Annotated in this window: 21 protein-coding genes; 12 read left to right on the top strand and 9 right to left on the bottom strand. The window is 72.2% G+C overall.

What is annotated here, in order from left to right; all coding sequences use genetic code 11:
* Both BWR60_RS30925 and hemC read right to left on the bottom strand, forming a co-directional pair.
* A partial coding sequence (locus BWR60_RS30925) for a uroporphyrinogen-III synthase (protein WP_088156288.1) occupies positions 1-1207 on the bottom strand: 1207 nt, incomplete at its 3' end.
* On the bottom strand, positions 1207-2151 hold the full coding sequence (gene hemC, locus BWR60_RS30920) for a hydroxymethylbilane synthase (protein WP_088156286.1): 945 nt from the start codon (positions 2149-2151) through the stop codon (positions 1207-1209). The genes BWR60_RS30925 and hemC, both read right to left, overlap by 1 nt.
* A gap of 380 nt (positions 2152-2531) precedes the next feature.
* Here hemC and tsaD point away from each other — a divergent pair, with 380 nt between their 5' ends.
* The 4 genes from tsaD to BWR60_RS30900 all read left to right on the top strand — a co-directional run bounded on the left by tsaD (position 2532) and on the right by BWR60_RS30900 (position 5790).
* Positions 2532-3587 (top strand): tRNA (adenosine(37)-N6)-threonylcarbamoyltransferase complex transferase subunit TsaD, encoded by a 1056-nt coding sequence (gene tsaD / locus BWR60_RS30915; RefSeq protein WP_088156284.1) that lies wholly within the window; start codon positions 2532-2534, stop codon positions 3585-3587.
* Positions 3588-3593: 6 nt separating this feature from the next.
* Positions 3594-4574: an NAD(P)H-dependent glycerol-3-phosphate dehydrogenase gene (locus tag BWR60_RS30910; RefSeq protein WP_088156282.1), complete on the top strand. Its 981-nt coding sequence runs from the start codon at positions 3594-3596 to the stop codon at positions 4572-4574.
* 75 nt (positions 4575-4649) lie between these two features.
* Positions 4650-5066 carry an EVE domain-containing protein gene (locus tag BWR60_RS30905; RefSeq protein WP_088156280.1) on the top strand — a complete coding sequence of 139 codons (417 nt, stop codon included), beginning with the start codon at positions 4650-4652 and terminating at the stop codon, positions 5064-5066.
* Positions 5067-5079: 13 nt separating this feature from the next.
* Entirely contained in the window at positions 5080-5790 is a 711-nt protein-coding gene (locus BWR60_RS30900; RefSeq protein ID WP_088156278.1) for a 4'-phosphopantetheinyl transferase family protein, read from the top strand.
* On the opposite strand, the gene BWR60_RS30895 is transcribed toward BWR60_RS30900, so the two are convergent.
* The gene (locus BWR60_RS30895; RefSeq protein ID WP_088156276.1) at positions 5756-6625 is read right to left on the bottom strand and encodes a metallophosphoesterase family protein; all 870 of its coding nucleotides are present in this window, start codon (positions 6623-6625) and stop codon (positions 5756-5758) included. The two genes, BWR60_RS30900 and BWR60_RS30895, sit on opposite strands and share 35 nt — an antisense overlap.
* Positions 6626-6661: 36 nt before the next feature.
* Positions 6662-6994, bottom strand: a complete 333-nt coding sequence (locus BWR60_RS30890) for a hypothetical protein (protein ID WP_088156274.1) — start codon at positions 6992-6994, stop codon at positions 6662-6664.
* A gap of 155 nt (positions 6995-7149) precedes the next feature.
* Between BWR60_RS30890 and BWR60_RS30885 the strand changes: the two genes are divergently transcribed.
* Positions 7150-7647, top strand: coding sequence for a DUF1003 domain-containing protein (locus tag BWR60_RS30885; protein ID WP_088156272.1), 498 nt, complete (start codon positions 7150-7152; stop codon positions 7645-7647).
* A gap of 2 nt (positions 7648-7649) precedes the next feature.
* Here BWR60_RS30885 and BWR60_RS30880 read toward each other — a convergent pair whose 3' ends face one another.
* A complete protein-coding gene (locus tag BWR60_RS30880) occupies positions 7650-8183 on the bottom strand; it encodes a gamma-glutamylcyclotransferase family protein (protein ID WP_179222020.1) in 534 nt (177 codons plus the stop codon).
* 255 nt (positions 8184-8438) lie between these two features.
* Between BWR60_RS30880 and mscL the strand changes: the two genes are divergently transcribed.
* Positions 8439-8849, top strand: coding sequence for a large conductance mechanosensitive channel protein MscL (mscL, locus tag BWR60_RS30875; protein WP_088156268.1), 411 nt, complete (start codon positions 8439-8441; stop codon positions 8847-8849).
* A gap of 110 nt (positions 8850-8959) precedes the next feature.
* On the opposite strand, the gene BWR60_RS30870 is transcribed toward mscL, so the two are convergent.
* Together BWR60_RS30870 and BWR60_RS30865 are read right to left on the bottom strand one after the other, a co-directional pair.
* Positions 8960-9355, bottom strand: coding sequence for an OmpA family protein (locus BWR60_RS30870; RefSeq protein WP_088156266.1), 396 nt, complete (start codon positions 9353-9355; stop codon positions 8960-8962).
* A gap of 102 nt (positions 9356-9457) precedes the next feature.
* Entirely contained in the window at positions 9458-10594 is a 1137-nt protein-coding gene (locus BWR60_RS30865; protein WP_088156292.1) for a cupin domain-containing protein, read from the bottom strand.
* A 131-nt stretch (positions 10595-10725) separates the two neighbouring features.
* Between BWR60_RS30865 and BWR60_RS30860 the strand changes: the two genes are divergently transcribed.
* The gene (locus BWR60_RS30860; RefSeq protein ID WP_088156264.1) at positions 10726-11919 is read left to right on the top strand and encodes an acetyl-CoA C-acyltransferase; all 1194 of its coding nucleotides are present in this window, start codon (positions 10726-10728) and stop codon (positions 11917-11919) included.
* A gap of 32 nt (positions 11920-11951) precedes the next feature.
* Positions 11952-12845: an NAD(P)-dependent oxidoreductase gene (locus BWR60_RS30855; protein WP_088156262.1), complete on the top strand. Its 894-nt coding sequence runs from the start codon at positions 11952-11954 to the stop codon at positions 12843-12845.
* A gap of 147 nt (positions 12846-12992) precedes the next feature.
* Here BWR60_RS30855 and BWR60_RS30850 read toward each other — a convergent pair whose 3' ends face one another.
* Positions 12993-14801, bottom strand: coding sequence for an ABCB family ABC transporter ATP-binding protein/permease (locus BWR60_RS30850; protein WP_218823761.1), 1809 nt, complete (start codon positions 14799-14801; stop codon positions 12993-12995).
* 101 nt (positions 14802-14902) lie between these two features.
* Between BWR60_RS30850 and BWR60_RS30845 the strand changes: the two genes are divergently transcribed.
* The 3 genes from BWR60_RS30845 (at position 14903) to BWR60_RS30835 (ending at position 17081) form a co-directional block, all read left to right on the top strand.
* Entirely contained in the window at positions 14903-15367 is a 465-nt protein-coding gene (locus BWR60_RS30845; protein ID WP_088156260.1) for an Rrf2 family transcriptional regulator, read from the top strand.
* Complete coding sequence (locus tag BWR60_RS30840) at positions 15357-16259, top strand: NAD(P)/FAD-dependent oxidoreductase (RefSeq protein WP_088156258.1); 903 nt, start codon at positions 15357-15359, stop codon at positions 16257-16259. Before BWR60_RS30845 ends, BWR60_RS30840 begins: the two co-directional genes overlap by 11 nt.
* Before the next feature lie 213 nt (positions 16260-16472).
* A complete protein-coding gene (locus tag BWR60_RS30835) occupies positions 16473-17081 on the top strand; it encodes a 2-hydroxychromene-2-carboxylate isomerase (RefSeq protein WP_088156256.1) in 609 nt (202 codons plus the stop codon).
* Positions 17082-17265: 184 nt separating this feature from the next.
* Here BWR60_RS30835 and BWR60_RS30830 read toward each other — a convergent pair whose 3' ends face one another.
* Entirely contained in the window at positions 17266-18375 is a 1110-nt protein-coding gene (locus tag BWR60_RS30830; RefSeq protein WP_088156254.1) for a peptidoglycan-binding domain-containing protein, read from the bottom strand.
* A 128-nt stretch (positions 18376-18503) separates the two neighbouring features.
* Between BWR60_RS30830 and hisS the strand changes: the two genes are divergently transcribed.
* Positions 18504-19847 (top strand): histidine--tRNA ligase, encoded by a 1344-nt coding sequence (gene hisS, locus BWR60_RS30825; RefSeq protein ID WP_088156252.1) that lies wholly within the window; start codon positions 18504-18506, stop codon positions 19845-19847.
* The last annotated feature ends 60 nt before the right edge of the window (positions 19848-19907 follow it).

Below are 19907 nucleotides of genomic sequence, written 5' to 3'. Positions count from 1 at the left end.
GGCCGACGCGCGGCGGGCCGGGCGGGGTCTCCGGCTCGGCCAGCTCGGCCGGCTCGGGCGCGCCTTCCTCCGGCGTCGCCGGGCGGGTGCGGGCCAGCTCGGCCGGGTCCAGCGCGATGCCATGGGTCTTGGCCGCGGCCAGGATGTCGGCGTGGCGCTGCTCCGGAATGGCGTTGCGCCGCTTCCAGCCCTGCACGGTGGTCACCGGCACGGTCAGCTTCGCCGCCATCGGCCGGATGCCGCCGAACGCCTCGATCACCCGCTCGGTCGGGGTCAGCGGCCCCTCGGTCGGCATGCCGAGGATCTCCTCGGTGTGCGGCGCGGCGGGGTCGCCAGCCGCCGCTCCGGGGGTGCCCGGCTGAGCCTGGCCCGGCTGGTCCGCAGCGGTGGCCGACGCGTCGTCCGGCTGCTGGGACTCAGGGCCCTGGGCCGCTGCTTCGCCTGGCTTGTCGGGGGTCGGGTCCATACCGTTCGCCGTCCTCGTCTCTTGCTCAGCAGGAAAATCGGAAAGCCGTGCCAGCAGCGACGGCGAATCCGGCCTGTCCGCGATTCGCACCGCCCGCCAGGGCGACGGATCCAGCGCCTGGGCGACGGCCGGGCTCAGGCAGACCGCCGTCAGCCCGGCGAGGCGATGGGTCAGTTCGACCCGGGCCGCGAGGGTAGCAAAGACCTTCGCCGTGCGGGGAGAGAAAAACACCACCCCGGCCAGCCCCGGGTCGGCCAGGGCCGCCGCCGCCGCGGAGGGCAGCGCCGCGGCCGGCCGGGCGCGGTACAGCACGATCCGCCGCACGGTGAAGCCGGCGGGGGCGAGCAGGGCGGGCAGGTCGCGGGCGACCTCCTCGCCGGAGGGGTGCAGCAGCACGCCGGCCGCGGGATCCAGCGTCGCGTGGGCCAGTTCGGCCAGGTCGGCGCCGTCGCCGGCGGCGCTGGCCACATCGCGGAAGCCGAGCGACCGGGCCAGGTCGGCGGTGGCGTCGCCGACCGCCAGCACCGGCAGGTCGCGCCCTTTCACCCTTCTGGCGAAGGCGTCGATGCCGTTGCGGCTGGTGGCCAGCACCGCCTGCACGTCGGACAGGTCGATCGGGCCGGGGTCGGCCGGCTCGATCTCCAGCACCGGGGCGATCACCGGATCCAGGCCGCGGTCGCGCATCGCGTCGGCGAATCGCTCGGCCTCCTCCCGCGGCCGGGTGACCAGCCAGCGCGTCATCAGCCGGCCAGGAAGCGCGGGCCGATGCGCCGGCGCAGGGCCGCGCCGGCCTCGCTGCCCAGCCGCTCCGCCTCGGAGCGGTGGCCCTGGCGGCGGTCCTCATGCATCTCCGTGCCGTCGGGCAGGGCGACGCGGGAGACCAGGGTCAGCGTGCCGCCGGGCCCCAGCTCGGCCAGCGCCGCGATCGGGGTGCGGCAGCTGCCGTCCAGCGCCGCCAGCAGGGCGCGCTCGGCCGCCACCCGGTCGCCGGTGTCGTGGTCATGGATGGCGGACAGCAGGGCCAGCACCCGCCCGTCGCCGGCGCGGCATTCGATGCCGATGGCGCCCTGGGCGACGGCCGGCAGCATCTCCTGCGGGTCGAGCACGGCGGAGACCCGGTCGGCCTTGCCCAGGCGCTTCAACCCGGCGAGGGCGAGCAGCGTGGCGTCGACCGTGCCGGCATCCAGCTTGGCCAGGCGGGTGTCGACATTGCCGCGGAACGGCACGACGCGCAGGTCGGGCCGCAGCGCCAGCAGCTGCGCCTGCCGCCGCAGGCCGGAGGTGCCGACCACCGCGCCCGGCCTCAGCGCCGCCAGGCTGGCCGGGCCGGTCAGGGCCTCGCCGCGGGCGAACAGGGCGTCGCGCGGGTCCTCGCGCGGTAGCAGGGCGCCGATGATCAGCCCGTCGGGCAGCCGGGTCGGCATGTCCTTCATCGAATGGACGGCGATGTCCAGGCTGCCGTCCAGCAGGCCGTCCTCGATCTCCTTGGTGAACAGCCCCTTGCCGCCGATCTCGGACAGCGGGCGGTCCTGCACCCGGTCGCCGGTGGTGCGGACGGCCTGGATCTCGACCGCGCCGGGGGCGGCCAGGGCCGGATGTGCCGCGATCAGACGCCGCCGCGTCTCCTCGGCCTGGGCGAGGGCAAGGGCGCTGCCGCGCGTGCCGATGCGGAGAACGGTGTCCATGGCCCGACTTCTAGAAGGCCGGGGGCCGGCGGGCAAGCCATGCGCGGCGGTTGCGGCGACGTGGCCGGCTGGTATGTCGCGTTTCCCGGGCGGCGACCCCGATCGAGGTCGTCAAAGCGCGGTAGGGCGGGTAACGTCGGGCATGAGCAAGATGAGCGGTCCCCCGCCTGAAATGGGTGACGATCCTGCCAGGAAGGATCGCGAGATGCTTCGTGAGGCGCTGCTCGCGGGGGCCAGGTCTCCGCTGACCCCTCCGATCGATGCGGCCTATTTCGAGTCTCTGCGCGATCGGATCCGCAGGGCGACGGAGCACCGCGATCGGAAGTGAAGGCCCGGCACTCCTTTCGCCGCGCCGCCGGACCGCCTATATCGGGCCGATCATGATCGTGCTCGGCATCGAGACCTCCTGCGACGAGACGGCGGCGGCGCTGGTCGACGACCAGCGCCGCATCCTGGCCAATGTCGTGCTCAGCCAGATCGAGGAGCACGCCCCCTATGGCGGCGTGGTGCCCGAGGTGGCGGCGCGCGCTCACCTGGCCTATCTCGACGGCGTCGTCCGCCGGGCGCTGGCTGAGGCCGGGATCGGCCTCGACGCCGTCGACGGCATCGCCGCCACCGCCGGGCCGGGGCTGATCGGCGGCGTCGCCGTAGGGGTGATGACCGCCAAAGGCATCGCCGCCGCGCGCGGGCTGCCCTTCCTCGGCGTCAACCATCTCGAAGGCCACGCCCTGACGGCGCGGCTGACCGACGGGGTCGACTTCCCCTATCTGCTGCTGCTGGTCTCCGGCGGCCATTGCCAGCTGCTCTGCGTCGAGGGCGTGGGGCAGTACCGGCGCTGGGGCACCACCATCGACGACGCGGTCGGCGAGGCCTTCGACAAGGTCGCCAAGATGCTCCGACTCGGCCATCCCGGCGGCCCGCTGGTCGAGGCGGCGGCGAAGCGCGGCGACCCGAAGCGCTTCGTCCTGCCGCGGCCGATGATCGGGCGGCCGGATTGCGACTTCTCCTTCTCCGGCCTCAAGACCGCGGTGCGCCGCGCCGTGGCCGGGCTGCCGCAGCCGCTGGCGGAGCAGGACATTGCCGATCTCTGCGCCGCCTTCCAGGAGTCGGTCGCGGCCTCGCTGGCCGACCGGGCGAAGCGCGCCATCACCCGGTTCCGGGCGGAGCATCCGACGGGCGGCGCCTTCGTCGTGGCCGGCGGCGTCGCCGCCAACCAGCGGCTGCGCGCCCGCCTCTCCGAGGTGTCGGGGGCGGCGGGGCTGCCCTTCGTCGCGCCGCCGCTGAAGCTGTGCACCGACAACGGCGCCATGATCGCCTGGGCGGGGCTGGAGCGGCTGCGCCTCGGCCTGGTCGACGGGCTCGACTGCGCGCCGCGGCCGCGCTGGCCGCTCGATCCCACCGCCACCGCTGCGATCGGCGCCGGGGTGAAGGCGTGAGCCGGCATGGCTAAAGCACGCATCGCCGTGATCGGCGCCGGTGCCTGGGGCACGGCGCTGGCGCAGAGCTTCGCCGGGGCCGGGCACAAGGTGGTGCTGTGGGCTCGGGACACGGACCGTGCCGCGGCGATCCAGGAGACCCGCGAGAACGCCGCCTACCTGCCCGGCATCGCGCTGCATCCGGGGATTGCGGTGACCGCCGACCTTGCCGGGGCCGAGGGGCTGCGCGTCCTCGCCGTGCCGGCGCAGCATCTGCGGACGATCCTGGAGCAGATGGCGCCAAGGCCGGGGCCGCTGGTGATCACCGCCAAGGGCGTCGAGACCGCGACCGGCCGCTTCATGCATGAGGTGGCGGCCGAGGCGCGGCCGGAGGCGGCGCCGGCGCTGCTGTCCGGCCCCAGCTTCGCCGCCGAGGTGGCGCGCGGCCTGCCCACCGCCCTGACCCTGGCCTGCGCCGATGCCGACACCGGCGCCGCCCTGGCCCGCAGCCTCGGCCACAAGGCGCTGCGCCTGTACTGGAGCGAGGATCTGCGCGGCGTCGCCATCGGCGGGGCGCTGAAGAACGTGCTGGCGATCGCCGCCGGCATCGTCACGGGGCGCGGCCTGGGCGAGAACGCCCGCGCCGCCCTGGTCACCCGCGGCCTGGCCGAGCTGGCGCGGCTCGGCGCCGGGCTCGGGGCGCGGCCGGAGACGCTGATGGGCCTGTCCGGCCTGGGCGACCTGCTGCTGACCGCCTGCAGCGCCACCAGCCGCAACACCTCGCTGGGCATCGCCCTGGGGCAGGGGCGGTCGTTGGCGGAGATCCTGGGCGAGCGCCGCTCGGTCACCGAAGGCGTGTGGACCGCGGCGGCGGCGGCCCGGCTGGCGGCGCAGGCGGGGATCGAGGCGCCGGTGACCGCGGCGGTCGACGCCGTGCTGAACCGCGGCGCCGCGGTCGACACCGCCATCGCCGGCCTGCTGCTGCGCCCGGCGAAACGCGAGGCCTGACCTGGAAACAGCCGACTCTTTCCGCTAGCGTCCCGCCCAGAGGCGCGCGGCGCCGTCGATCCGAGAGGCCGTATCGTGAACCATTGGCTGGTGAAGTCCGAACCGTTCAAATGGAGCTGGGACCATATGGTCAAGGCCAAGCGCACCCATTGGGACGGCGTCCGGAACTACCAGGCCTCGAACAACCTGAAGGCGATGAAGATCGGCGACGAGGCGTTCTTCTACCACTCCAACGAGGGGCTGGAGATCGTCGGCATCGTCACGATCGTGCGCGAATACTATCCGGACCCGAGCGACGAGAGCGGCCGCTTCGGCATGGTCGATGTGCAGGCCTCGCGCCCATTGAAGACCTTCGTCACGCTGAAGCAGATGAAGGCCGACCCGGCGCTGTCCGGCCTCGCGCTGATCCGCCAGGGCCGGCTGTCGGTCAGCCCGGTCAGCGACGCGGAATGGACGCATATCTGCAAGCTCGGCGGCGTCTCCCCGAAGTGACGGGAGCAAAGGCATGAGCGGTGCCCCCGCCGACGCTCATGTCTGGACGGCCGAGGTGCCGGAGGACGAGGCCCTCTACCAGGCCTGCCTGCCGTTCCTGACCGCGGCGGAGCGGGCGCGGGCCGCGCGCTTCGTCATGCCGGGCGACCGGCGCCGCTTCGCCGCCGCCCGGTCGGTGATGCGCCGGCTGCTGCAGCAGATCGCCGGCGTGCCGGCCGGCGAATGGGACTTCGCCATCGGCGACCACGGCAAGCCGCTGGTCTGCCGGCCGGAGCAGGGGCGGTCGATCGGCATCAACATCTCCCATGCCGAGGGCATGATCGCCTGCGCCGCGGCGCCGGGCAGCGTCATCGGCGTCGATCTCGAATGGCTCGGCCGGGTGGTCGAGCCGCGCATCGCCGACCGCCGCTTCGCCGCGGCGGAGGCGGCGGCGGTGCGGGCGGTGCCGGCGGACCGGCGGCGCGAGGCTTTCCTGCAGATCTGGACGGTCAAGGAAGCCTATGTGAAGGCGCTGGGCGGCGGCCTGACCATCGCGCTGGACAGCTTCGTGGTGGAGACGCTGTCGGAACGGCCGTCGGTGCGCTTCCTCGACCCCGCGGTCGACGGCGCCGCCTGGCATTTCCGGCAATGGCGGCCGTCGCCGCGGCACCTGCTGGGGCTGGCGCTGCACCGGCCGCAGGGCGAGCCGGTCATCGCGGTCCGGCACGTTGCCCTGACGCCCTGACCGACGGCGCCGGCTCGGGCGGGCCGGGCAGGATCTCGCGCAGATAGGCGCCGACGCCGTAGGCCTGCTCCCACTGATAGGGGTAGCCCAGCGACACCTCCTCGAACCGGGTGGCGTCGCGCCAGTCGGTGTGGCGGACATGCAGGTGGCCGCTGACCGCCACCGCGGCGCGGAAGCGCCGGTGCCAGTCCTCGGTCAGCACCGTGCCGCACCACGGGCTGAAGCGCGGGATGCGCGGGATCCGCACCAGGTCGCGGCGCAGCGGATAATGGTTGACCAGGATGGTCGGCAGCCCGGCCGGCAGCGCCGCCAGGCGCCGGGCGGTGTCCTCGACCCGGGCCCGGCACCACTCCTGCCGGGTCGGATAGGGATCGGGATACAGCAGCAGCTCGTCGGCGCAGACGGCGCTCTCCTCCGCAGCCCAGGCCACCACCTCCTCGACCGGCAGGTCGGCCGGGCGGAAGCTGTAGTCGTACAGCAGGAACAGGGGTGCGATGACATGCTCGCCGCCCGGGCCGGTCCAGACCGGATACGGATCCTCCGGCGTCACCACGCCATGCTGCCGGGCCAGGGCGACCAGCGATTGGTAGCGTTCGACCCCACGCGGCGCGGCCGGATTGCGCGCCCGGGTCCACAGCTCGTGGTTGCCCGGCACCCAGATCAGCCGGGCGAACTTCGCCGACAGCATGGCGAAGGCGCGGCCCAGCGTGTCCGCCGTCTCGGCGATGTCGCCGGCCAGGATCAGCCAGTCCTCGGGATGGTCCGGCAGGGCCGCCAGCCGCTCGAAGCTGGCGTCGGAGGCGAGGTGGAGGTCGCTGATGGCATAGAGGCGCATGGCCGCAGCTTGGCCGGTCCGGGCCGATCTGGCCAGCTATCCTCGGAACCGGTGCAGCGACACGATCCGCTGCAGCTCGACATCGATGTCGGACCGCCAGCTGCGCGGCGCGTCGTCGGCCAGCGCGTCCGGGTCGGGGCGGACCGGCTCGTCCTCGCGGCAGAACAGCTCCGGATGCATGCCGCGGGCGCAATGGGCGAAGCCGTCGATGATCGCCCGCCCGACCCACGCCAAGGCGCGAGGCAGGAGGCCGGGGACAGGCGCCGGCAGGGTGGCGGGCGGAACGAAGGGGTAGATCCTGGCCTCGAGGATCCCGGCCTCGATCGGCGGCTCGGCCCGGTCCACGGCGATCGGCCAATCCGGTCTCATCACACTCACCCTCGCTCAACGCAGCGAACCGCGGCTTCGATGAGGGTGAGGCTTGCAACCGGCGGCTACCGGGCGGTGGCGGAATCAGGCGAAATGGTTGCCGGTGTAATGTTCAGGCGCCCGGCCGGCCGCCGCCTTGCGCCAGGAGAGAGTCGATGACCCATGCCCCCAGCCTGACGCCCGAGGACGAGCAGCTGCTGCACGAGCTGCGCCACCAGCGGCGGAGCCATCGCGCCAAGCATCGCGCCGCGCTCACCTTCGGCCAGCGCCTGGCCGACGGCGTGGCGGCGACCGTCGGCTCGTGGCGCTTCATCATCGTGCAGAGCGCGCTGCTGTCTCTGTGGATCGTGCTGAACGTCGTCGGCTGGATCCAGGCCTGGGACCCGTATCCTTTCATCCTGCTGAACCTGGCGCTGTCGTTCCAGGCGGCCTACACCGCGCCGATCCTGATGATGAGCCAGAACCGCCAGGCCGAGATCGACCGCTACAAGGCGGAGAACGACTACAAGATCAACATCAAGGCGGAGCTGGAGATCGAGCAGCTGCACCAGAAGATCGACCTGCTGCGGGAGCAGGAGGTGGTGCGCCTGACCCGCGCGGTCGAGCTGCTGCTGCAGCGTCTCGACGCGGCGGAAGGGAAGGGGACGGCCTGACCTTACCGGGGCCGCCGCCGTTCGGCGAAATGGCGCTCGGCGCGGGCCTCGGCATAGCGGCGGTCGGCCTGGGCCTTGACCTCCGGCCAGCGCAGCGCCGCCTCGGCGCTGCTCATCTTGCCGTACAGCGACATGTAGGCCTCGTGGTGCAGCAGCGTGCGCGGCTTCTCCGTGGCCTGCCAGGCCTCGAGATGCCAGGGCTCGCCGGCATCCTCCAACGCCCCGGTCGAGGCGTAGATCTGCGCCTCGACGGGCTCGCCATCGGCCAGCGTCACGGTCACCGGCTGCAGCGCGTAGTCGTCGCTCTCGAAGAACTGCATGCGCTCCATCTCGACATCGGTGAAGCCGTCGACCAGCAGGCCGTCGACCCGCCCGTCCGGATGCGGCACCAGGATCGGATAGCTCTCGCCCTTCACCTTGCGGCGCTGCCGTCCCAGCAGGGTCGCAGGCCGCGTCGCCAGCGCCGCCATCGGACGGCCGATCACCAGCGCGAACAGGTCGGGATCCTGCAGCGTGCCGAAAAAGAACAGGCGCATCGGTCGTTTCCCTTCCCGGCCCGGACGGCCGGCACGGCGCCGGCCGCCCGTCTTCATGGTGACATGGGCGGCGCAATTTGATCCTGCCGCATCGAAAGTCAAGTCGATTCCAATGAATTTCTTGAAGCCGCAAATTCGGCCATTTCCCTGCTTTGTCAGCGTGTTTGTAGGTTTTTCTGTGATATGGCGCAAATCGGATATATACATTTATGTCGCGGCCGGCATCGGCCACCTACAGAGACTTGGGGGCAGCGGATGTTTCAGGAGTTCAAGGCCTTCATTGCCCGTGGCAATGTGATCGACTTGGCGGTCGGTATCATCATGGGCGTGGCCTTCACCACGATCGTGAATTCCCTGGTCAACGACGTTATCATGCCGCCGATCGGCGTGCTGCTGGGCGGTGTCGACTTCTCGAACTACTTCATCAACCTGTCGTCGACCCATTATGACAGCCTGGCCGCGGCCAAGGCGGCCGGCGCCGCGACGATCAACTACGGCGTCTTCATCAACGCGATCATCAACTTCCTGATCATCGCCTTCGCCGTGTTCCTGCTGGTCAAGCAGGTCAACCGCTTCATGAAGAAGCCCGAAGCCGCCCCGGCCGGGCCGTCGCGCAGCGAGGTGCTGTTGGAGGAGATCCGCGACGCGCTCAAGTCGCGGAACTGATCTATACGGCCCTCCTGCCTGTCATTGCCGGGCTTGACCCGGCAATCCAGTGGGCGTCGACAGCCTCTGGATGCCCGGGTCAAGCCCGGGCATGACAGGGGAGGGAACGGTCAGTAGGCGATCCGGATCTCGACCCGGCGCTCGCCGACGGTGACGCCCGCGATGGCCCCGGCGTCGCCATGGCCCTCGACGCGGTGGATCAGGCTCGGCGAGACGCCGTTCGCCACCAGCTCCGCGGCGACGGCCTCGGCCCGCTTGGCCGACAGCGCCTCATGCGCATCGCGCGCGCCGTCCTTGCCGGCGAAACCGTCGACGCTGATCGACTTCGCGTTCCAGCTCTTCGCCTCCGACGCCGCCTTGGCGACCAGCGCCCGCGCGTCCGGCGTCAGCGTGGCGCTCTCGTCCTTGAAGAAGATGTCGTAGGGGCCGCCGGCCTTGGGGGCGCAGGCGGCGATGGCGAGGACGGGAAGCAGGGCCAGGAGCGCACGACGGCTTGCAATCGGCATGATCGACCTGTTCGCGTTCGTTGTTGGTCAGACAGCATTACCCGAGCCGCCCTGCCGATAGAAGCGGTTCCGCTTCGCCGCGCTGTTGAAACCCTCTTCCGATCAACGACCCTTGCCGGCCGGCTCGATGGCGCCGGACGCCAGCAGCGCATCCAGCAGCGCCGCGGCCGCCGGATCGGCCCAGGCCGCCTTGGCCTGCTCCGCCGTCAGCCGCCCGTCGCCGCACAGGTGCAGCGCCGCCCCGGCCGCCGCCCCGGCCGGGGCGGCAAGCGTCTCGCCATCGGCGAACAGGGTGACGCCATCGCCGTCGCGGACAAAGGCCAGCCGACTGCCGATCGCCCGGCACAGCGCGCCGGTGGGGCGGCGCTTGCGCGGTGGCGGCGCCTCGCGCTCCTCCTTCGGCTCGGTCAGCAGGCCGCCCAGCCAGCTGGCCAGGAAGCGGCGGTCGTCCAGCTTCTCCGCCAGGTAGGCGCGTACCCGCTCGATCGCGGCGTCGGGGATCTCGCCGGGATGCGCCGGCGGCGCCAGGTCGGGGTCGGCATAGCGCCGCTCCTCGTCCTCGGCATCGGCCACGGCGGCGGCGAAGCGGCCGGCCAGCTCGGCCACGCTCGGGGCGCGGAAGCCGATCGAGAAGGTCAGGCAGTCATCCTCGGCGACGCCGTCATGGGCCCAGCCCGGCGGCAGGTACAGCATGTCGCCCGGCTCCAGCACCCATTCCTCGGCCGGCTGGAAATCGGCCAGCAGCTTCAGCGGCTGGTCGGGCACCCAGGCGGGCCGCACCTCGGCCGCGCCGCCGATCCGCCAGCGCCGGCGGCCGAGGCCCTGCAGCAGGAACACGTCGTACTGGTCGACATGGGCGCCGACGCCGCCGCCGGGCGGGGCGTAGCTGACCATGACGTCGTCCAGCCGCCAGTCGGGCACGAAGCGGAAGCGCTCGCGCAGGGCCGCCACCGCCGGCTCCCACAGGTCGACGCCCTGCACCAGCAGGGTCCAGTCCCTGGCCGGCAGCTTGGCGAAATCGGCCTCGTCGAACGGGCCGTGCCGCACCGCCCATTTGCCGCGGCGGCGGGTGACCAGGCGGCTCTCCACCCCGTCCTCGCAGGCCAGCCCGGCCAGCTCGTCCGGCGTGACCGGGCTGGTCCAGCCCGGGATCGCCTGGCGGATCAGGAGCGGCGTCTTCTGCCAGTGGCGGGCCAGGAAATCGGCGGCGGACAGGCCGCCGAGCAGGGGATCGGTCATGGAGGCCGCGCTGTTGCCCAGGGAACGGTGGCGCGCACTGTACCGGGTCGATCCGTCCTCGCCCAGCGGCGGTTCCATCGTGCTAGCATCGGCCCCAACGAGACACCGCCCCTCAAGGACTGGAGGATGTCATGAGCGCGAATGATCCCGTCGTCATCGCGGGCGCGGCCCGCACCCCGATGGGCGGCTTCCAGGGCGAGCTGAAGGATGTGCGCGCGCCGCAGCTCGGCGCCGTCGCCATCGCCGCGGCGCTCCAGCGCGCCGGCCTCGCCGCCGATGCGGTGGAGGAGGTGGTGATGGGCTGCGTGCTGCCGGCCGGGCTCGGCCAGGCCCCGGCGCGCCAGGCCGCCCGCGGCGCCGGCCTGCCCGACGCGGTGCCGTGCACCACGGTCAATAAGATGTGCGGCTCCGGCATGAAGGCGGTGATGCAGATCCACGACGCCATCGCCGCCGGGTCGGTCGGCATCGGCGTCGCCGGCGGGCTGGAGAGCATGACCAACGCCCCCTACCTGCTGGACCGCGCCCGAGGCGGCTACCGCATGGGCCACGGCAGGGTGCTGGACCACATGTTCCTGGACGGGCTGGAGGATGCCTATGAGCCCGGCCGGCTGATGGGCACCTATGCCGAGGACACGGCGCAGCACTACCAGTTCACCCGCGAGCAGCAGGACCAGTTCGCTTTGGCCAGCCTGGACCGGGCGCGCAAGGCGTCGGAGGACGGCACCTTCGCCCGCGAGATCGCGGCGGTGACGGTGAAGGGCCGCGGCGGCGAGGTCAGCATCGCGACCGACGAGCAGCCGCGCAACGCCAGGCCGGAGAAGATCCCGACGCTGAAGCCCGCCTTCCGCCCGGACGGCACGGTGACGGCGGCGAATTCCAGCTCGATCTCCGACGGCGGCGCGGCGCTGGTGCTGCTGCGCCGGTCGGACGCGGAGAGGCGCGGCCTGCCCATCCTCGCGAAGATCGTCGGCCATGCCAGCCACGCCAGGGCGCCGGCCTGGTTCACCACCGCGCCGATCGGGGCGATGGAGACGCTGTTCCAGCGCACCGGCTGGTCGGCCAGGGATGTCGACCTGTTCGAGATCAACGAGGCCTTCGCGGTCGTGACCATGGCGGCGATGCGCGACCTCGACCTGCCGCATGACAAGGTCAATGTCCATGGCGGCGCCTGCGCCCTCGGCCATCCGGTCGGCGCGTCGGGAGCGCGGATCATCGTCACCCTGTTGAATGCGTTGGAGACCCATGGCCTCAAGCGCGGCGTCGCGGCGCTGTGCATCGGCGGCGGCGAGGCCACGGCGGTGGCGGTGGAGCGGGTGGCAGCCTGACGGCGGGCCCGCCGGAACGAGAGGACGGGACGATGGCGGAGAAGACGCGGATCGGGGTGGTCGGCCTCGGCAGCATGGGCGCGGCGATGGCCGGGCGCCTGCTCGACCAGGGCTGGCCGGTCGCGGTGTGGAACCGCAGCCCGGCGGCGGAGGAGCCGCTGCTGGCCAAGGGCGCGGTCCGGGCGGCGACGCCGGCCGAGGCCGCGGCGAACGGCATCGTCCTGTCCATGGTGGCCGACGATGCGGCGCTGAAGAGCGTGACCACGGGCGATGCCGGCATCCTGTCCGGCCTGCCGCAGGGCGGCGTCCATGTGTCGATGAGCACGGTCAGCCCGGCGATCGCCGCCGACCTCGCCGCGGCGCACCAGGCGGCGGGGGTGGCCTATCTCGGGTCGCCGGTCTTCGGCCGGCCGCCGGTCGCGGGCTCGGGCCAGCTCCGGATCGCGGTCTCCGGCCCGGCCGCGGCCAAGGACAGGGTCCGGCCGGTGCTGGAGACGCTCGGCCAGGCGCATGATTTCGGCGAGGCGCCGGAGGCGGCGAACGTGGTCAAGATCGGCGGCAACTTCATGATCGCGGCGGCGATCGAGGCGATGGCCGAGACCTTCACCCTCTTGGAGAAGCACGGCGTCTCCGCCCGCCAGGCGCATGAGCTGTATTCCAGCTCGATCTTCGCCGCCCCGGTCTACAAGCTCTATGGCGGCGCCATCGTCGACCGGGCGTTCTCGCCGCCCGGCTTCCGCATGCCGCTCGGCCTCAAGGATGTCGGGCTGGCGATGGCGGCGGGCGAGAAGGCCGGGGTGCCGCTGCCCTTCGCCGCGGTGCTGCGCGAGCGCTTCATCGGCTCGATCGCCCGGGGCCGCGGCGACCTCGACTGGAGCGCGATCGCCCTCGATGCGGCGGAGGCGGCCGGGCTGAAGGCGGAATGAGGCGCGAGAGACCGTTTGGAAATGCGCTGGCGTGAGTCGGCTGGCGGTGGCTTCGAGAACCGGAGCGCAGCGGACGTGTAGTCCGTGAGCACCGGAAGCGGAGAGGCCGCCGTCAGACGGCCGCGCCAGTAGCATTTACAAATGGTCTCACTCCGCCGCCGGCTCGGCCACCCTATGCTGGCGCTGCCAGAGGGCGGCATAGAGCCCGTCGCGGGCCAGCAGCGCGGCGTGGCTGCCGCGCTCGGCCACCTGGCCGCGGTCCAGCACCAGGATCTCGTCGGCATGGACCACGGTCGACAGGCGGTGGGCGATGATCAGCGTCGAGGTGCCGCGCGAGGCCTCGGCCAGCCGCTCCTGGATCGCCTGCTCGGTGGCGCTGTCCAGCGATGACGTGGCCTCGTCGAAGATGAACAGCCGCGGCTGCTTCAGCACGGCGCGGGCGATGGCGACGCGCTGCTTCTCGCCGCCCGACAGCTTCAGCCCGCGCTCGCCAACCAGGGTGTCCCAGCCGTCCGGCAGCCCGGCGACGAAGCGGTCCAGCTGGGCGATCCGCGCCGCCGCCTCGATCTCCGAATCGGTGGCGTCCGGCCGGCCGAAGGCGAGGTTGTCACGCAGCGTCTCGTTCAGCAGCACCGTGTCCTGCGGCACCACGGCGATGGCGGCGCGCAGCGAGGCCTGGGTGATGCCGCGCAGATCCTGGCCGTCCATCAGGATCCGGCCGGCCGACGGGTCGTAGAAGCGGAACAAGAGGCGGGCGATGGTCGACTTGCCGGCGCCGGACGCCCCGACCACTGCCACAATCCGCCCGGCCGGCAGGGTGAAGGAGACGTCGCGCAGGATCGGCCGGCGCGGGTCATAGGCGAAGGAGACGTGCTCGAAGACGAGATCGCCATGGCCGGGCGGCAGCGGCGCCGCGCCCGGCGCGTCCGTCACCTCCGGCGTCTCGTCCAGCAGCGCGAACATCTGCTCGACCGACCCCAGCGAGTTGCGGATCACCCGGTACAGCCGGCTCAGCTGCTCCAGCGGCCGGGCCAGGCGGACGAAATAGGTGTTCAGCAGCACCAGGTCGCCGACCGACATGGTGCCGGCCTGCACCGCCTGGCCGCCGAGGATCAGCAGGATGGCGAGGCCCAGGCTCAGCACCGTCATCTGGGCGATGCCGTTCAGGCTGCGCAGCGCCAGGCCGCGCGCGGCCAGCCGCTCCACCTCCTCCAGCCGCTCGTCGTAGCGGCGGCCGATCGCGCCCTCGGCGCCGAAATACTTCACCGTCTCGTAGTTGATCAGGCTGTCGATGGCGACGGCATGGGCGCTGCTGCTCTCCCGGTTCATGGTGCGGATGGTGCTGCGCAGGCTGTCGGCGCCCAGCGTCATCGCCCAGGCGAAGGCGGCCAGGGTGGCGGCGGTGACCAGGGCGTAGAAGGGCGGCAGATGCGCCAGCAGGATGGCGCAGGTGGCGGCGATCTCGATCAGCAGCGGCAGGATGCGGAAGGCGACGTCGTAGATCAGCTCGCGGATGCCGGACAGGCCGCGGCCCAGATCCTCGCTGACCGCGCCGGTGCGCCGGCCGAGATGGAAGCGCAGCGACAGCCCGTGCAGATGGGTGAAGAAGGTGCGGCTCAGCCGCCGCACCAGCCGGTGCTCGATCGGGCCGTAGGCGGCGTATTGCAGCTCGCCCAGGATGCGCCCGACCCAGGAGGCGACGGCATAGGCGGTGATCACGCCCATCGCCCCGACCGCCCAGGCATTGGCGCGGCCGGCATAGGCGTCGATCGCCAGCGAGAACAGGAGCGGCACCAGCGCCACGGCGAAGGAGGACAGGAACACCAGGGCGACGCAGGCCAGGATGCGCAGCCGCACGCCCCAGCTTTCGCCGCGCCACAGATAGGGCATGACCCGGGCCAGCGTGGCCAGGTCGCCGCGCGCGCTGTGGTCCCCCCGGGGCGGTGTCATCGACATGGCCGGACTCGCATCGTCAGTCTCCCATCCTAATACACGGCCGGCGCCGGCATCCCGTCGCACTTGCCTCCCGGACCGAATCATGTAACTTTCAGAGTTACATGAAATCCAGCGAACGCCTTTCCGCCGCCCTCCACGTGCTGGTGCACATGGCCGAGCGGCCCGACGCGGCCCTGACCTCGGCCGAGATGGCGGCCTTCGTCGGCACCAACCCCGTGGTGATCCGGCGCGGCTTCGCCGGGCTGCGCGAGGCCGGCATCGTCACCTCGGTCAAGGGCCATGGCGGCGGCTGGCGCCTGGCGCGGCCGCCGGAGGCGATCACCCTGGCCGAGATCCAGCACGCCCTGGGCGAGCGGGTGGTCTCGCTCACCGCCTTCGAGGTGGGCCAGCCGACCTGCCTGATCCTGCGGGCGGTCACCGCCGCGCTGGACGAGGCGATGCAGGAGGCCGAACGCGCGCTGGACCGGCGCCTCGCCACCCTGACCCTGGCCGATCTGGCCGCGGATGCCCGGCGGCTGAACGGCGGCCGCGGCCTGCCTTACGGAGAGTCCCATCATGGTTCATGACGTCATCGTGGTCGGCGGCAGCTTCGCCGGCCTGTCCGCGGCGATGCAGCTGGCCCGTGCCCGTCGCCGGGTGCTGGTGATCGATGCCGGCCGGCCGCGCAACCGCTTCGCCGTCGCGTCGCACGGCTTCCTCGGCCAGGACGGCAAGGCCCCGCTGGCGATCCGGGAGGAGGGCCTGCGCCAGCTGCTCGCCTATCCGACGGTGGCGCTCATCGAGGGCGAGGCGGTGTCGGCCCGCAAGACCGACAGGGGCTTCGCGGTGGCTCTGGCCGATGGCCGCGAGGAGACGGCGCCATACCTGATCCTGGCGATCGGCGTGGCCGACGAGCTGCCGCCGGTCCCGGGGCTGCAGGAGCGCTGGGGCAGGACGGTGCTGCACTGCCCCTATTGCCATGGCTTCGAGGTCGCCGGCCGGCCTCTCGGCGCGCTGGCCAACCACCCGCTCTCCGCCCATCAGGGCGGGATGCTGCCCGACTGGGGGCCGACCACCTATTTTTCCCAGGGCGCGTTCGAGCCCGATGCCGAACAGGCGGCGTATCTGGCCGGCCGCGGCGTCACGATCGAGCGCAGCCCGGTGGTGGAACTGCTCGGTGCCGCGCCGGACCTGGAGGCCGTGCGGCTGGCCGACGGCCGGGTGGTGCCGGTCGCCGCGCTGTTCACCGCGGCGCGGATCCGCATGGCCAGCCCGCTGGCGGAGCAACTCGGCTGCGCCCTCGACGACGGGCCGCTCGGGCCCCGCCTGCGCGTCGACGACTTCAAGCAGACGACGGTGCCCGGCGTCTTCGCCGCCGGCGACGCGGCGACCCCGATGCACAACGCCACCCTGGCCTCGGCCTCGGGCGTGATGGCGGGTGTATGTGCGCACCGGGCGCTGATGGGCATGGCCGCCTAGAGACCGACGGCCCGAAACATCAATCCGTCATGGCGAGCCCCGAAGGGGCGTGGCCATCCAGGGCGGCTCGCACCGGCCCCTGGATGGCCACGTCGGCTTCGCCTCCTCGCCATGACGGGAAGGGACCGAAGAGTCGATCTTGAAGACCGCTGGTATGAGATATCGACAGCGCGGCTTGGCTGGGCGAGGCTGCCCGGCCGGGAGGAGAGCAGCATGCCGTCGCCGATCGAGTTCTATTTCGACTTCGCCAGCCCTTACGGTTATCTCGGCGCCATGCGGATCGACGCGCTGGCGGCGCGTCACGGCCGCGAGGTGCGGTGGAAGCCGGTGCTGCTGGGCCCGATCATGAAGCAGATCGGCACGAAGCCGATCCGCGACCTGCCGGTGCGCGGGCCGTATCTGGAGCAGGATGCGGCGCGCTTCGCGGCCTTCCTCGGCGTCCCCTTCGCCCTGCCGGCGCAATGGCCGATCGCGGCGCTGGCGCCGTCCCGTGCGGTGTGGTGGCTGGCCGACGACCGGCCGGCCCTGGCGCACGACCTCGCCGTGGCGCTCTACGACGCGCATTGGGGCCGCGGCGAGGACATCGCCGCCTCCGAGGCGGTGGTCCGCATCGCCGTAGGGCTGGGCCTCGACGCGGTGGAGGTCGCGGAGGCGATCCAGCGGCCCGAGGTCAAGGACCGGCTGCGGGCCGAGACTGAGGCGGCAGCAGGGAAGGGCGTGTTCGGCTCACCCTTCTTCCTGCTTGACGGCGAGGGCTTCTGGGGCGCCGACCGGCTGGACCAGCTGGAGTGGCGCTTGAGCGGAAGCCCGCAGCGAACCTGACATCCGCTTGGCGGCGACGTCGGCTCCCCCTCACCCTCCCGCCGCAAGCGGAGGGCCCCTCCCTCTCCCCGAGGAGAGGGGAACCGGAGCCGCGCCCCTTCACCTCTCCTTGGGGAGAGGTCGAAATCGCGTCAGCGATTTCGGGTGAGGGGGTGGCTCCGGCCCATCCTATGGGACAGCGCTCTTACCGTACCTTCTCGGGCTTGTAGTACTCCGGCGCCCAGCCCTTGCCGGTCCAGCGGAACAGGCGGCCGCCATCGACCAGCAGGTCGCGCTTGCCGGCGCTGTAGCTCGGCGCCAGGCCCAGCTCATGCGCCTTGCCGTCGGCGACCGGGGTCAGCGACTGCGAGCCCTCGGACAGGATCTCCCAGGGGCAGCCGCTGGCGTCGCAATGCTTGGCGTCGTTCCAGAACACGATCACGTCCGGGCTCAACTGGCCGGGCTTCTCGTCCAGCTCCATCTCCGCCACCTGGAACGGCGCGTTGCGCCAGTCGATCACCGCCGGGGCCACCATCGGTGCGTAGCGCGCCTCCAGCAGCGGCACCAGCCGGTCGGGGATCGGGTCCAGCCAGCGCAGCGGCGGCGGCGGGCTGGACGGGGTGGGCGCGCTCGGCGGCGTCGCCGCGGCGGTGTCGCCCGGGGCGACCGGCGGGGCGGCACCCGTGGCCGGCGGCGTCGAGGGCGCCGTCGGGGTCGGCGTGGTGGTCGCGGTCCGGCCGCCGCTGGCCAGATGGGCCACGGTCTCCACCGTCAGCCCGCCATCGGCCGAGGCGATGCTGTTCCTCTGCTGGTAGTCGCGCACGGCCGCCAGGCTGCGCTGGCCCAGCACGCCGTCGACCCGGCCGAGCTGGTAGCCGGCGCCGTTCAGCGCGGACTGCACCGCGCCGATCTCGGCCCGGTCGAACTCGACCGTCGGGCTGTCATAGACATAGGCGCCGGCGATGCGGGGCGCGCCGTCGCAGTTCTTCGGCAGGGCGTTGGCCGTGTCGATCGACGCGCCGCGGCCGTCGAAGCGGATCGCCAGGGCAGCGCCGCTGTTGCTGGTCCAGGTGAGCGTGTCGCCCACCGGCTTGGCCAGGCCGGACATCAGGCAGATGCCGCCGCGGCTGGAGCGGTGCAGCAGGAAGGCGACATTGCCGTCCTGCGCCGGCTGCACCAGCAGGCGGATCGGCGCGTCGCCGCCGGCCACATAAGTGCCGCCCTCGATGTCGGCGGCGAAGGCGGCGCCTGCCAGGCCGGCGGTGGCGGCCAGGCAGGCCAGGGCAAGGGTGGCCAAGTTGGGGGTGGAACGCATCCGGGGCTCTCCGTATGTCTCGGTCGCCCTGCGAAACGTCCGGGGCGCAGGTCCGGTTCCGATTCCGCGCGGGTGACGGCGGCGGTGCTTTCGGCTAAACCGCCACACCCCCTTGGAAGATGCGTCCGATGTCCGAGACCCGAATCATCAAGCCCCAGCCGATCAGCGGCTTCCCCGAATGGCTGCCGGAGGAGAAGCTGGTCGAGGACCACATCCTGCGCATCATCCGCGAGGAGTATGAGCGCTACGGCTTCACCCCGATCGAGACGGCGGCGGTGGAACGGCGCGAGATCCTGACCGCCAAGGGCATCGTCGAGAAGGAGATCTACGCCCTGTCCCGCCTGGCGGCGGGGGAGGGGGAGGATCCCTCGACCGACATGGCGCTGCATTTCGACCTGACCGTGCCGACGGCGCGCTACGTGGCGCAGAATTCGGCGCGGCTGACCTTCCCGTTCCGGCGCTACCAGATCCAGAAGGTGTGGCGCGGCGAGCGGCCCCAGGCCGGCCGGTTCCGCGAGTTCTACCAGGCGGATATCGACGTCATCGGCAACGGCTCGCTGGGCCTCCTGAACGATGCCGAGATCCCCTGTGTCATCAACGCCATCTTCGCCCGCATCGGCATCGGCGAATTCGTCATCCGCATCAACAACCGCAAGCTGCTGCAGGGTTATCTGCTCGACCAGGGGCTGACGGCCGAGGGCGTCGGCGCGGCGCTGAAGGTGATCGACGCGATCGAGAAGGTCAGCCGCGAGCGCACCTTGGCCGACCTGTCGGCCCAGGCCGGCATCGACGCCGCGACGGCGGCGCGGATCGTCGACCTGGTGACCCGGCCGGTGACCATCGCCGACCTGCGCGCGATCGAGGGCGGCGAGCTGTACCGCGCGGGGCTGGACGAGCTCGGCCAGGTGGCCGACGGCCTCGCCGCCTTCCAGGTGCCGGCGCATCGCTGGCGCATCGACCTCGCCATCGTCCGCGGCCTCGACTACTACACCGGCACGGTCTACGAGACCCAGCTGGTGGCGAACCCCGAGGTCGGCAGCATCTGCTCCGGCGGCCGCTACGAGGACCTGGCCAGCAACTACACCCGACAGAAGCTGCCGGGAGTCGGCATCTCGATCGGCGTCACCCGCCTGCTGTCGCGCCTGTTCGACGTCGGCCTGCTGAAACCCGGCGCCGCCACTCCCGCTTCGGTGCTGGTGACGGTGATGGACCGGGCGCAGCTGCCCTATTATCTCGGCCTGGCCACCACCCTGCGCGCCGCCGGCATCGCGACCGAGCTGTTCACCGAGGGCAAGAAGGTCGGCGACCAGCTGAAATACGCCGACAAGAAGGGCTTCCGGCTCGCCGTGATCGCGGGCGAGACCGAGATCGCCTCGGGGACGGCGGTGCTGAAGAACCTGTCCTCCGGGGAGCAATCCACCCATCCGCAGGCCGGCCTGGCCGACGCGGTGCGGCAGGCACTGGCGGGGTAGTTTCTATGGGCGTGGCAGGGCAGTCATCAACCGAGTCCCCCCTCCCCTCGCGGGAGGGGG

It is taken from the genome of Inquilinus limosus (assembly GCF_002195995.1).
GTDB classification, from domain to species: domain Bacteria; phylum Pseudomonadota; class Alphaproteobacteria; order DSM-16000; family Inquilinaceae; genus Inquilinus; species Inquilinus limosus_C.
Note: the sequence above shows the minus strand (reverse complement) of the source record. Positions and strands in the feature narration are given on the sequence as shown.

Bases quoted from the DNA above. Each gene is read 5' to 3' on its own strand.
- tsaD (WP_088156284.1), top strand. From the start codon at position 2,532: ATGATCGTGCTCGGCATCGAGACCTCCTGCGACGAGACGGCGGCGGCG.
- BWR60_RS30885 (WP_088156272.1), top strand. From the start codon at position 7,150: ATGACCCATGCCCCCAGCCTGACGCCCGAGGACGAGCAGCTGCTGCAC.
- BWR60_RS30845 (WP_088156260.1), top strand. From the start codon at position 14,903: ATGAAATCCAGCGAACGCCTTTCCGCCGCCCTCCACGTGCTGGTGCAC.
- BWR60_RS30855 (WP_088156262.1), top strand. From the start codon at position 11,952: ATGGCGGAGAAGACGCGGATCGGGGTGGTCGGCCTCGGCAGCATGGGC.
- hisS (WP_088156252.1), top strand. From the start codon at position 18,504: ATGTCCGAGACCCGAATCATCAAGCCCCAGCCGATCAGCGGCTTCCCC.
- BWR60_RS30895 (WP_088156276.1), bottom strand. From the start codon at position 6,625: ATGCGCCTCTATGCCATCAGCGACCTCCACCTCGCCTCCGACGCCAGC.
- BWR60_RS30860 (WP_088156264.1), top strand. From the start codon at position 10,726: ATGAGCGCGAATGATCCCGTCGTCATCGCGGGCGCGGCCCGCACCCCG.
- hemC (WP_088156286.1), bottom strand. From the start codon at position 2,151: ATGGACACCGTTCTCCGCATCGGCACGCGCGGCAGCGCCCTTGCCCTC.
- BWR60_RS30900 (WP_088156278.1), top strand. From the start codon at position 5,080: ATGAGCGGTGCCCCCGCCGACGCTCATGTCTGGACGGCCGAGGTGCCG.
- BWR60_RS30840 (WP_088156258.1), top strand. From the start codon at position 15,357: ATGGTTCATGACGTCATCGTGGTCGGCGGCAGCTTCGCCGGCCTGTCC.
- BWR60_RS30890 (WP_088156274.1), bottom strand. From the start codon at position 6,994: ATGAGACCGGATTGGCCGATCGCCGTGGACCGGGCCGAGCCGCCGATC.
- BWR60_RS30880 (WP_179222020.1), bottom strand. From the start codon at position 8,183: ATGCGCCTGTTCTTTTTCGGCACGCTGCAGGATCCCGACCTGTTCGCG.
- BWR60_RS30865 (WP_088156292.1), bottom strand. From the start codon at position 10,594: ATGACCGATCCCCTGCTCGGCGGCCTGTCCGCCGCCGATTTCCTGGCC.
- BWR60_RS30870 (WP_088156266.1), bottom strand. From the start codon at position 9,355: ATGCCGATTGCAAGCCGTCGTGCGCTCCTGGCCCTGCTTCCCGTCCTC.
- BWR60_RS30850 (WP_218823761.1), bottom strand. From the start codon at position 14,801: ATGTCGATGACACCGCCCCGGGGGGACCACAGCGCGCGCGGCGACCTG.
- BWR60_RS30830 (WP_088156254.1), bottom strand. From the start codon at position 18,375: ATGCGTTCCACCCCCAACTTGGCCACCCTTGCCCTGGCCTGCCTGGCC.
- mscL (WP_088156268.1), top strand. From the start codon at position 8,439: ATGTTTCAGGAGTTCAAGGCCTTCATTGCCCGTGGCAATGTGATCGAC.
- BWR60_RS30835 (WP_088156256.1), top strand. From the start codon at position 16,473: ATGCCGTCGCCGATCGAGTTCTATTTCGACTTCGCCAGCCCTTACGGT.
- BWR60_RS30910 (WP_088156282.1), top strand. From the start codon at position 3,594: ATGGCTAAAGCACGCATCGCCGTGATCGGCGCCGGTGCCTGGGGCACG.